Raw genomic sequence first — 10,731 nt, 5'->3', positions numbered from 1 at the left:
AATAGCGTTTTGGACCCACCTGACCCCATGCCGAACTCAGTAGTGAAACGAAACAGCGCCGATGATAGTGTAGCATTTGCTATGTGAAAGTAGGACATTACCAGGCTCCAAATACAAGAAAGCCCGATTCGAAAGAGTCGGGCTTTTTTACGTCTGGAATAAAGTAAAAAGAAGGTTCGAGGTGAAAGGTATTAGGTTAAAGGAAGAGAATTGACCAGAACCGACCCCACGACATTCTACTGCGCTGTCGCTACGAAGTAGTATACCCACTCCAAATACAAGAAAAGTGCAAAGCATCCGGCTTTAAGTAAAAAATAAGCTCTGCTTTACACTGATCTCCTATTACCCTCTATTGTATGGTGATCCTCGTTATACAAAATTAATAGCTCCTTAAATAAAGCCTTATAGATTACATAACTATGTTTTACTTGAAAAAGAATTTATTAAGCCCAAAATGAAATTAAGTATTTTTATTAAATTGAGCTGTTTATGTCATTACTACTAACATCATCTAAGTGCGAGCAATGGACCTATTTATCAAAACAGGTAAAAGAGTATGAAGAACAAGCAGTCCATGCTGAGGGCGCTGATCTATACACGCTGATGCAGCGCGCCGCGGAGGCTGTTTTTTGCTGTTGGAAAACCTTTAATGCAAAGCAAACGTTAGTTATTACAGGTAATGGAAATAATGCTGGAGATGGTTATGAGGTAGCTCGATTAATTAAACAAGCTGATAGGCATGTAGTTGTTTGTGCTATTAATCCGGGTAAAGTCTTAACCGGAGACGCGGCAAAAGCGCAAAAAAAATGGATTAATGCGGGTGGTCAGATATGTGACTTTTCGCAGGAATTACTTGATGAGTGTGATGTCATAGTTGATGCATTGCTTGGGACAGGTTTAACTAATAACGTGCATGACAAATTTGCTGAAATGATTAAAGCAGTTAATCAAAGTGCAAAACCTATCCTTAGTATTGATGTACCGTCAGGTATTAATGCAGATACTGGCTGCCCCCACGGAGCAGCCATTATGGCAACTAAAACGGTTACACTAGTTGGGATAAAACAAGGGCTCACAACCGCTACAGGGAAGCAGTATGCGGGGGATTTGCACTTCGATGATTTAGGCGTTGGCGAGCAGTTTATGAAATTAGCGACCCCTTCAGCTCAGATTATTAATATAGACAGCTTCAGACCATTGCCTGAACGCTTGGTGAGTAGTCATAAAGGCAGTCATGGTAAATTATTGTGTATAGGTGGAAACCATGGCTCTGCAGGGGCTATTAGGTTAAGTGCTGAAAGTGGATTAAGAGCTGGTGCTGGAATGGTAAAAGTATATACCCATGAACATGCCGTTTTACCTGTGAGTATCGGGCGACCAGAGCTTATGGTAACTAGTGAACATTTGGATGATGCCCTAGCGTGGTCAACGTGTGTAGTTATCGGTCCTGGTTTAGGTCAAGATGAGTGGGCCCAAAAAACCTTTGAGCGAGTTATCCGTTATTGCCAACAATATAATATGCCTACTGTTATTGATGCAGATGCCTTAAACTTATTAGCTAAGCAATCTTCTTCTTATAAATTAAGTAATACCGTGCTAACGCCTCATCCCGCAGAGGCTGCACGATTATTAGAGTTAACTACCACTGATATTGAAGCTGACCGTTTCTATTATGCTCGACAATGTGCAATTAACTTTGATGCGACCTCTATTTTAAAGGGTTCAGGTACGCTAATTGATAACACAGAGCATACTTGGGTATGTGAAAATGGTAACCCCGGTTTGGCTGTAGGAGGCAGTGGTGATGTGCTTAGCGGGATAATTGGGGCGTTAATGGCTCAAGGATTAAATACCAGTGATGCCGCGTGCTATGGTGTTGTGTTACATGCAACGGCGGGTGATAGGGCTTGTGAACAATCAGGACAAAGAGGAATGTTAGCTAGTGATTTATTTACTCATGTAAGAGCACTGATAAATCATTTATAATTGAGCTAGTCAAAGCAGCATTGACTTGTATGTACTCGCTAATGTCTTCGCTGCTTACTTTGGCTACTATCTGTGAAGCTCACCAGCTCTTTCAGGCTGATAAATAACTTCTTTGATTGTTACTGTAACTAATCCACCGCCTGGCTTTGGCCATTCAATTTGATCTCCCTGTGAAAGGCCAAGTAATGCACTACCAACTGGAGCTAAGATTGATATTTTGTCGCCACTTGAGTCAATGTTTTTTGGGTAAACAAGCGTTAAAGTGAACTCCTCGCCTGTAGATTCTACAACAAAGTTCACTGTTGAATTCATGGTTACCACGGTTGAGGGAACTTCGTGCGGCTCAACGATGTTGGCTCGTCCAAGCTCTGCTTCAAGTTCTTTTTCACCCGCAAAACTGTTTGCAGGTAACGATTCCATCAGCGCATACAATCTATCTGCATCCAGTGATGAAATGATTATTTCAGGTTTTGTATTCAACTTAATATCCTTAATCATGTTAAATAAAATTTACTCTGGGTATAGCTTGCAGGAACTCAGTTGCATTGGAATACACTGAGGTAATTTTATTGTTGTCTTAGTGAATTTATTTTATCTCTATTGCTAAAAACCCAGCCGAAGCTGGGTTTTTATTTGAGCTAGGTGTGTGAGGGGATGATTACATCATGCCGCCCATACCACCCATGCCGCCCATGCCACCCATATCAGCGCCACCAGCTTCTTCTTTAGGGATTTCAGCGACCATTGCTTCTGTGGTGATCATTAGTCCGGCAATCGATCCTGCAAATTGTAATGCAGAACGCGTTACTTTAGTTGGATCTAGGATACCCATTTCAATCATGTCGTTGTATTCGCCAGTGGCTGCGTTGTAACCGTAGTTACCTTCGCCGCCTTTCACTGCGTTTATAACAACAGATGCTTCATCGCCTGCGTTTGTAACGATTTGACGAAGTGGTGCTTCCATCGCACGAAGTGCTACTTTAATACCGTGGTTTTGATCTTCGTTGTCGCCTAGTAAGTCTACTAATTTGCTAGCAGCACGTACTAAGGCAACACCGCCACCTGGTACCACACCTTCTTCAACCGCTGCGCGAGTTGCATGTAATGCATCTTCAACACGGTCTTTTTTCTCTTTCATTTCCATCTCAGTAGCGGCACCTACTTTGATTACTGCAACACCGCCAGCTAATTTAGCCATGCGCTCTTGTAGCTTTTCTTTATCGTAGTCTGAAGTCGCTTCTTCAATTTGTGCTTTGATTTGTGCAACACGGCCGTTAATACCGTCTTCTTCACCAGCACCATCAATGATTGTTGTATCGTCTTTAGTGATTACTACACGTTTAGCTGTACCTAAGTCTTCAACTGTTGCTTTTTCAAGCTCAAGGCCGATTTCTTCAGAAATCACAGTACCGCCAGTTAAAACCGCGATATCTTGTAGCATTGCTTTACGACGATCGCCAAAACCAGGTGCTTTAACCGCTGATACTTTTACAATACCACGCATGTTATTAACTACTAGTGTCGCTAACGCTTCACCTTCAAGGTCTTCTGCGATAATTAGTAGAGGTTTACTTGCTTTAGCAACCGCTTCTAATGTTGGTAATAATTCACGGATGTTAGATATTTTTTTATCTACAAGTAAGATAAATGGGTTATCTAGTTCAACCGCGCCTTTTTCAGCGTTGTTGATAAAGTATGGAGATAAGTAACCACGGTCAAACTGCATGCCTTCTACAACATCTAGTTCGTTTTCCAGTGATTGACCTTCTTCAACGGTGATTACACCAGTGTTACGGCCTACTTTTTCCATTGCATCAGCAATGATTTCACCAATTTCTTTATCAGAGTTAGCTGAAATAGTACCCACTTGTGCAATCGCTTTAGTATCAGCACATGGAACAGAAAGCGCTTTAAGTTCTGCAACTGCAGCAATGATTGCTTTATCAATACCGCGCTTAAGATCCATTGGGTTCATACCCGCAGCAACTGCTTTAAGACCTTCGTTTACAATAGACTGAGCAAGCACAGTTGCGGTAGTAGTACCGTCACCAGCAGCATCATTTGCTTTAGACGCTACTTCTTTAACCATTTGTGCGCCCATATTTTCAAACTTATCTTCAAGTTCGATTTCTTTTGCTACAGATACACCATCTTTGGTGATCACTGGAGAGCCAAATGATTTGTCTAGTACAACGTTACGACCTTTAGGGCCTAATGTTACTTTTACTGCGTTTGCTAAAATGTTTACGCCAGTTAGCATTTTTGCACGTGCGTCGCCTGCAAACAGTACTTCTTTTGCTGCCATGTTTAATTTCCTCTAAATTCTTAAAATGTGTGTTAAACGAAAAGTAGGTTTAGCCTACAATGCCTAAAATATTGTCTTCACGCATGATCAGGTACTCTTGACCTTCGATCTTTTCAGTTTTTTCAACATATGAGCCAAATAACACAGTGTCACCGGCTTTCACTTCTAACGCGCGAACGTCACCGTTTTCTAAAACGCGACCATTACCTACGGCAACAACTTCTCCGCGAGTTGATTTTTCAGCTGCAGAGCCAGTTAATACAATACCGCCAGCAGACTTGGTTTCTTCTTCTAGACGCTTGATGATTACGCGATCTTGTAAAGGACGAATGTTCATGTTTTTAGTTCTCCTAACAGTTTCTGAACAGTACAGAAAAAAGTGTATCTAATTTGCTTTCATTAATGGGGGTAGAGTGAAAAATTCCAAGAGAAAAAATGATAAATTTTTAATCTTTTCGCTCGTATTCACCATCTATGGTATTGGGACGGTTTTCATCTTGCTCATGATGCATAGATTGATGAGGTTGTGAAAACCCTGAAGTACTCGTTTGGTGCATACTAGCGCTCATTCTCACTGTTGCTTGGCTGGCAAGTCCTGCGGCTAATTTATTACGAATTGCAGGAGTAAGAAGCAGTAAGCCAAATACATCCGTCATAATGCCGGGTGTTAATAAAAGTACCCCTGCAATAATCACGCAAATACCGGTAAACAACTCTTTAGCCGGCATTTGCCCTTGAGCCATTTGCACTTGTACGTTTTGTAATGCGCCCATCCCTTGCTGTTTCACCATTTTCGCACCCACAACAGCGGTTAGTACCACCAAAGCGATTGTTGCGAAGCCACCTATTACGTCACTAACCTGAATTAGTAAGGCAATTTCAATAATAGGAATGATGATAAACAGCAAAAATAAAATTCTAAACATAAGACTCTCTAAAATGACACTCATTAAGGTGCTAATGAAATATAAGTGAGGGTTGTCGGGTCTATTTTCAAGCTAATAAGAGTAAGTAATAAACTTTAATGTTAGTAAAGTTATAGCTAGTGGGTTTAAGTCACTTTACTGTAAAGACCTCAAATGTTGACAGAGTTCGTGTCTACACATTATACCCGCTATCAGCTACTATGGGGCTAGACCCCCGTAAACAAGTAAAGGTTCACTATGACAACGCAATTTAAACTTATTTTTACCACTTGCAGAGATAACCATGAAGCCCGTTTATTGGCTATGGCGCTAATTGAAAAGAAACTGGCTGCTTGTGTAAATATTTTACCTGCCATGACTTCAATTTACATATGGGAAGGTGAAGTAGCCGAGGCAACTGAAGTGAAGCTGCTAATTAAAACCAAGGCCGATAAAATGAACGATGTATTTTTAACTTTGAAAGATCTTCACAGCTATGAAGTACCAGAAATACAAGTCGTTGATGTAGCAACCGGTAACTTGGCTTACTTTAATTGGATGGATGAGGTGCTTCATTAATGCGCTTTATTTTATTTTTTTTATTAAGCGTATTAATGGCGCCTGTTTGGGCAACACAAAATACCCTTGATGATTTTCTTAAACCAACTCAGCACACATTTTTACCGGTAAATGAAGCGTTTGTATTTGATTTTGATCAGCAAGGTAGTACGTTATTTATTGGTTGGGATATCGCTGATGACTATTACTTATACAAAGATAAAATAGAAATTATTGCTAAAGGTGCCAGCATTGACGTGCCTGAGTTGGGCTCTGGTGAAGTTATTGAAGATGAGTTTTTTGGTAAAACTGAAGTGTTTTTTAATTCTCTCAGTATTATCAGCAAGCTTAGTAATGTGAGTGAAGATGGCGTTGTTAAGGTGCGTTATCAAGGCTGTGCAAAAGCAGGGCTGTGTTATCCACCTGAAATTATAAGCATTCCATTGAGTGTACTGGCAGGTGAGAATAATACTAATGACAATACCGCAACAAGTAGTGCATTCTCGGCACTTAGCCAACCTGTAGAAAAACCTGTTACTGCAGCAACACCTGAGAAAGAGCTCACCTTTACAGAGCAACTAGCTAGTCAGAGCTTAATGGTTAACCTAGCTATATTTTTTGCTGTGGGTGTAGGTTTGGCATTTACACCGTGTGTATTCCCGATGTTCCCTATTTTATCTAGCTTAATTGCGGGTCAAAAGAACCTGTCTACCAAAAAAGCATTTGCACTGTCATTTGTTTATATTCAGGGTATGGCGGTCACCTATGCTGCATTAGGCTTAGTGGTTGCTGCATTAGGCGGTCAAGTGCAAGGTTACTTACAGCACCCATATGTATTGATAAGTTTTAGTTTGCTGTTTGTATTGTTGGCTATGTCGATGTTCGGTTGGTACGAAATAAAATTACCTAGCAGTATGATGAACAAACTAACCCAAGTGAGCAATAACCAAAAAGGCGGTAATTACATTGGGGTATTCATGATGGGGGTTTTATCAGGGCTTATTGCATCACCCTGTACCACTGCGCCTTTATCAGCCGCATTATTATTTGTAGCGCAAAGCGGCGATTACTTAGTCGGTGGACTAACGCTTTACGTACTTAGCCTAGGAATGGGCTTACCACTGTTACTCCTTGGTACATCGGGAGGTAAGCTATTACCTAAAGCTGGCGGCTGGATGGAACAAGTTAAAACTTTATTTGGTTTTATTATGTTAGTTGTGCCACTTATTTTGCTAGAGCGAATTATCGATATCGAGATAATTTTATTATTAGCTGGTTTATTAGCTATCGCTACAGCGCTTTATTTTCATCATTGGCAAAGCGCCCAATCGCAAGGTAAGTTAAAAACTTTACTGTGGTTTATGGCTGTTTTATTAGTGCTCACAGGAATTAACTTAACCAAAAACTATTTTTGGCCAACACCAACAGTGAGTTTGCAAACAACCTCGCAAAGCAATGAGTTTAAACATGTTGCTAACTTGGCCGAGCTTAAACAAGCCGTATCACAAGCAAATAGCGAAGGTCGCATGGTTATGGTGGACTTATACGCTGACTGGTGTGTAGCGTGTAAAGAGTTTGAGCATTACACATTTCCTGACCCGCAAGTGCAAAGTGAGTTTAGCCATTACCAATTGATTCAAATTGACCTAACCCAAAGCGATAATGAAACAATTGAGCTTATGGAAGCATACTCAGTGTTTGGTTTGCCGAGTATTTTATTCTTCAATACCCAAGGTGGAGAGTTAAGTGCACAACGTGTAACTGGCTTTTTAAATGCGGATGATTTTGCTAAGCACCTAGCTGCAGTGCGTGCCAGCGCTGAATAATCATTCTATATGGCACAACATTATATTAATGTTGTGCCATATCACTTCCCTCAAAGTATGTCCCCAGAATAGAGATTAGACCAGTATTTTGCTGCTATTTACTTCGAAATCACTATAATAGTTGGTTAACGTGAGAAATTGTTGCTATCTTACTTTTTTCTGCTTACTTTTTAGAGAAAAACTAGTTAGTAACCGCTTAACTCATTACTTATAGGATATATCGCGTATTATGGCTGCAAAATTAAAGATTTTAGTTATAAATGGCCCAAATTTAAACATGCTAGGAAAGCGTGAACCTGATAAGTACGGTTCGCATTCTTTAGAGCATATTATGAGCGAGTTAAACAGCGCTGCTAATAGTTTAGGTGTGGCATTAACGCATTTCCAAAGTAATAGTGAGCAAGCGCTCATTGAACGCATTCATGATGCTTGGCAAGCGGTTGATTACATAATAATTAACCCAGCAGCATTTACGCACACAAGCGTCGCATTACGTGATGCATTGCTAAGTGTTGATATTCCGTTCTTTGAAGTGCACTTAAGTAATGTGCATGCACGTGAAACGTTTCGCCATCATTCTTATTTTTCTGATGTGGCGCAAGGCGTTATTTGTGGATTAGGTGCAATGGGTTATCACGCTGCTTTAAATGCAGCAGTCAGCCGATTGCAAAACTCAAACTAAATTTAAACTAACAAACTAATAGGCGGGCCGTTTATGGATATTCGCAAGATCAAAAAACTAATTGAATTAGTAGAAGAATCAGGTATTGCAGAACTAGAAATCACTGAAGGTGAAGAATCAGTACGTATTAACCGTAACAACATGAGTGCCGGTCCTGCGTACGCGCAATTTGCACCACAGCAATACGCTCCAGCACCGACTCCAGTAGCGGCTGCACCATCAGCACCTGCGGCCGTGGAATCTGAAGCACCTGCAGGGCCTACAGGTCATCAAGTTAAGTCTCCTATGGTAGGTTCTTTTTATGCAGCAGCTTCTCCAGAAGCACCAGCATATGTTGAAGTGGGTTCTCAGGTTAAAGTTGGCGACACACTATGTATCGTTGAAGCAATGAAGATGATGAACCAAATTGAGTCAGATAAAGCCGGTACAGTAAAAGCTATTTTAGTAGAAAACGGCGAGCCAGTAGAATTTGATCAACCTTTATTCATCATTGAATAATAGCGCAACGTAAAAGGCCAACTCTCATGTTAGATAAAGTAGTCATTGCAAACCGAGGTGAAATTGCACTTCGTATATTGCGCGCCTGCAAAGAGCTTGGGATCAAAACGGTTGCTGTGCATTCAACGGCGGATCGCGATCTTAAGCATGTATTGCTAGCAGATGAAACCATCTGTATTGGTAAACCTGCAGCAACTGAAAGTTACTTAGACATTCCACGCATTATTGCCGCAGCAGAAATTACTGATGCGGTCGCTATCCACCCAGGTTATGGTTTTCTTGCAGAAAATGCAGATTTTGCCGACCAAGTTGAGCAAAGCGGTTTTGTATTTATCGGTCCTCGTGGCGACACTATTCGTCTAATGGGCGATAAAGTATCGGCAATCGAAGCGATGCGTAAAGCGGGTGTTCCGTGTGTACCAGGTTCTGATGGTCCGGTATCGGATGATAAAGAGCGCAACATGCAAATTGCTAAGCGTATTGGTTACCCGGTAATTATTAAAGCAGCTGGTGGTGGCGGTGGCCGTGGTATGCGTGTTGTTCGCAACGAAGCTGAGTTAATCAATTCAATTGCGCTAACGCAACAAGAAGCGAAACAGTTCTTTGGCAACAGCATGGTTTACATGGAGAAATTCCTTGAAAACCCACGCCACATTGAAGTACAAGTATTGGCCGACGGTCAAGGCAATGCGGTTCACTTAGGTGAGCGTGATTGTTCAATGCAACGTCGTCACCAAAAAGTAGTGGAAGAGGCGCCAGCGCCAGGCATTACTGCAGAAGTACGTAAGTTCATTGGTGAGCGTTGTACACGCGCATGTATCGAAATTGGTTATCGTGGTGCGGGTACGTTTGAGTTTTTATACGAGAACGGTGAATTTTACTTCATTGAAATGAACACCCGTATTCAGGTTGAGCACCCAGTAACTGAAATGGTCACCGGTGTTGATTTAATCAAAGAGCAATTAAAAATTGCCGCTGGTCAGCCTTTATCATTCACTCAAGAAGATGTGGTTATTCGTGGCCATGCTATTGAGTGTCGTATTAATGCTGAAGATCCAGAAACCTTTATTCCATCACCTGGTAAAATTACCCGTTTTCATCCAGCTGGTGGTTTAGGTATTCGTTGGGACAGCCATATTTACGCTGACTACACCGTTCCTCCACATTACGATTCAATGATTGGCAAGCTAATTACTTACGGTGAAAACCGTGATGTAGCTATTGCCCGTGCACGTAATGCACTTAATGAACTCGTTATCGATGGTATTAAAACCAACACCCCACTGCATAAGCGTATTCTTGCAGATGAAAACTTCAAAAATGGTGGTACAAATATCCACTATCTTGAGAAGAAATTAGGGCTGTAAAGTCTATGCTAATTAAAAACCGGCTTAAGCCGGTTTTTTTATCTTTAAAAAAGAGGCAGTATCACCTTAAATAAATAATCTGGTATGATTAACAAATATGCGCTTTTCGTAAATTTTGAGGTAATCATGTCGTGTAGTTTTAATTTTCATTTAGTCGATGAAAATGCCACTGTTGCTATGGGTAATAAATTAGCTGCCATAATAGAACAGGGCGCAGTTATTTATTTGCATGGTGATTTGGGGGCAGGTAAAACGACATTTACTCGCGGTATAGTGCAAGGTTTTGGTCATACAGGTAAGGTTAAAAGTCCCACTTATACACTTGTTGAGCCCTACGAACTTGCGCGTGGCAATGTTTATCATTTTGATTTATATCGATTAGGTGACCCAGAAGAGCTTGAATTTATGGGGATTCGTGATTATTTTTCAGCAACGGCAATTTGTATTGTTGAGTGGCCGGAAAAAGGTGGAGAATTTATCCCTGTTCCCGATCTAAATGCTACGCTAAGTTATGTAGGTGACGAGCGTAAAATTGTTATTAACAGCGCCAGTGAGCGTGGTGTAGCAATTGTCGAAAAACTAAATAATAGATAATAAAATAGTT

11 protein-coding genes and 1 rRNA gene are annotated in these 10,731 nt (G+C 41.0%); 8 read left to right on the top strand and 4 right to left on the bottom strand.

Annotation, left to right across the window (positions count from 1 at the left end; translation table 11 throughout):
• Together rrf and BW139_RS09130 are read left to right on the top strand one after the other, a co-directional pair.
• Positions 1-106: ribosomal RNA gene (rrf, locus tag BW139_RS09135) — 5S ribosomal RNA — on the top strand; the annotation flags it as partial.
• A gap of 383 nt (positions 107-489) precedes the next feature.
• A complete protein-coding gene (locus BW139_RS09130; protein WP_076919433.1) occupies positions 490-1,986 on the top strand; it encodes an NAD(P)H-hydrate dehydratase in 1,497 nt (498 codons plus the stop codon).
• 66 nt (positions 1,987-2,052) lie between these two features.
• Here BW139_RS09130 and rnk read toward each other — a convergent pair whose 3' ends face one another.
• From rnk to BW139_RS09110, 4 genes are all read right to left on the bottom strand, one after another.
• Positions 2,053-2,466 carry a nucleoside diphosphate kinase regulator gene (gene rnk, locus BW139_RS09125; RefSeq protein ID WP_076919432.1) on the bottom strand — a complete coding sequence of 138 codons (414 nt, stop codon included), beginning with the start codon at positions 2,464-2,466 and terminating at the stop codon, positions 2,053-2,055.
• A gap of 178 nt (positions 2,467-2,644) precedes the next feature.
• The gene (gene groL / locus BW139_RS09120) at positions 2,645-4,291 is read right to left on the bottom strand and encodes a chaperonin GroEL (RefSeq protein ID WP_036956725.1); all 1,647 of its coding nucleotides are present in this window, start codon (positions 4,289-4,291) and stop codon (positions 2,645-2,647) included.
• A 49-nt stretch (positions 4,292-4,340) separates the two neighbouring features.
• Positions 4,341-4,628: a co-chaperone GroES gene (locus BW139_RS09115; protein WP_008113511.1), complete on the bottom strand. Its 288-nt coding sequence runs from the start codon at positions 4,626-4,628 to the stop codon at positions 4,341-4,343.
• Positions 4,629-4,737: 109 nt separating this feature from the next.
• Entirely contained in the window at positions 4,738-5,217 is a 480-nt protein-coding gene (locus tag BW139_RS09110) for an FxsA family protein (protein ID WP_076919437.1), read from the bottom strand.
• Between the two features lie 237 nt (positions 5,218-5,454).
• Between BW139_RS09110 and cutA the strand changes: the two genes are divergently transcribed.
• The 6 genes from cutA (at position 5,455) to tsaE (ending at position 10,721) form a co-directional block, all read left to right on the top strand.
• Positions 5,455-5,775, top strand: coding sequence for a divalent-cation tolerance protein CutA (gene cutA / locus BW139_RS09105; protein WP_008113508.1), 321 nt, complete (start codon positions 5,455-5,457; stop codon positions 5,773-5,775).
• Positions 5,775-7,580: a protein-disulfide reductase DsbD gene (locus tag BW139_RS09100; protein WP_076919431.1), complete on the top strand. Its 1,806-nt coding sequence runs from the start codon at positions 5,775-5,777 to the stop codon at positions 7,578-7,580. Before cutA ends, BW139_RS09100 begins: the two co-directional genes overlap by 1 nt.
• Before the next feature lie 229 nt (positions 7,581-7,809).
• Positions 7,810-8,262 carry a type II 3-dehydroquinate dehydratase gene (gene aroQ, locus BW139_RS09095; protein WP_008113504.1) on the top strand — a complete coding sequence of 151 codons (453 nt, stop codon included), beginning with the start codon at positions 7,810-7,812 and terminating at the stop codon, positions 8,260-8,262.
• 33 nt (positions 8,263-8,295) lie between these two features.
• Entirely contained in the window at positions 8,296-8,760 is a 465-nt protein-coding gene (gene accB, locus BW139_RS09090) for an acetyl-CoA carboxylase biotin carboxyl carrier protein (RefSeq protein ID WP_076919430.1), read from the top strand.
• Between the two features lie 26 nt (positions 8,761-8,786).
• Complete coding sequence (accC, locus tag BW139_RS09085) at positions 8,787-10,127, top strand: acetyl-CoA carboxylase biotin carboxylase subunit (protein ID WP_008113500.1); 1,341 nt, start codon at positions 8,787-8,789, stop codon at positions 10,125-10,127.
• Positions 10,128-10,253: 126 nt separating this feature from the next.
• The gene (tsaE, locus tag BW139_RS09080; RefSeq protein ID WP_008113499.1) at positions 10,254-10,721 is read left to right on the top strand and encodes a tRNA (adenosine(37)-N6)-threonylcarbamoyltransferase complex ATPase subunit type 1 TsaE; all 468 of its coding nucleotides are present in this window, start codon (positions 10,254-10,256) and stop codon (positions 10,719-10,721) included.
• The last annotated feature ends 10 nt before the right edge of the window (positions 10,722-10,731 follow it).

Source organism: Pseudoalteromonas sp. SK18 (assembly GCF_001974855.1).
GTDB lineage: Bacteria > Pseudomonadota > Gammaproteobacteria > Enterobacterales > Alteromonadaceae > Pseudoalteromonas.
This window is presented reverse-complemented; position numbering and strand designations above follow the sequence as displayed.

Coding starts and splice junctions, on each gene's coding strand:
- groL (WP_036956725.1), bottom strand. CDS start 4,291: ATGGCAGCAAAAGAAGTACTGTTTGCAGGCGACGCACGTGCAAAAATG.
- accC (WP_008113500.1), top strand. CDS start 8,787: ATGTTAGATAAAGTAGTCATTGCAAACCGAGGTGAAATTGCACTTCGT.
- BW139_RS09100 (WP_076919431.1), top strand. CDS start 5,775: ATGCGCTTTATTTTATTTTTTTTATTAAGCGTATTAATGGCGCCTGTT.
- tsaE (WP_008113499.1), top strand. CDS start 10,254: ATGTCGTGTAGTTTTAATTTTCATTTAGTCGATGAAAATGCCACTGTT.
- cutA (WP_008113508.1), top strand. CDS start 5,455: ATGACAACGCAATTTAAACTTATTTTTACCACTTGCAGAGATAACCAT.
- aroQ (WP_008113504.1), top strand. CDS start 7,810: ATGGCTGCAAAATTAAAGATTTTAGTTATAAATGGCCCAAATTTAAAC.
- accB (WP_076919430.1), top strand. CDS start 8,296: ATGGATATTCGCAAGATCAAAAAACTAATTGAATTAGTAGAAGAATCA.
- BW139_RS09130 (WP_076919433.1), top strand. CDS start 490: ATGTCATTACTACTAACATCATCTAAGTGCGAGCAATGGACCTATTTA.
- BW139_RS09110 (WP_076919437.1), bottom strand. CDS start 5,217: ATGTTTAGAATTTTATTTTTGCTGTTTATCATCATTCCTATTATTGAA.
- BW139_RS09115 (WP_008113511.1), bottom strand. CDS start 4,628: ATGAACATTCGTCCTTTACAAGATCGCGTAATCATCAAGCGTCTAGAA.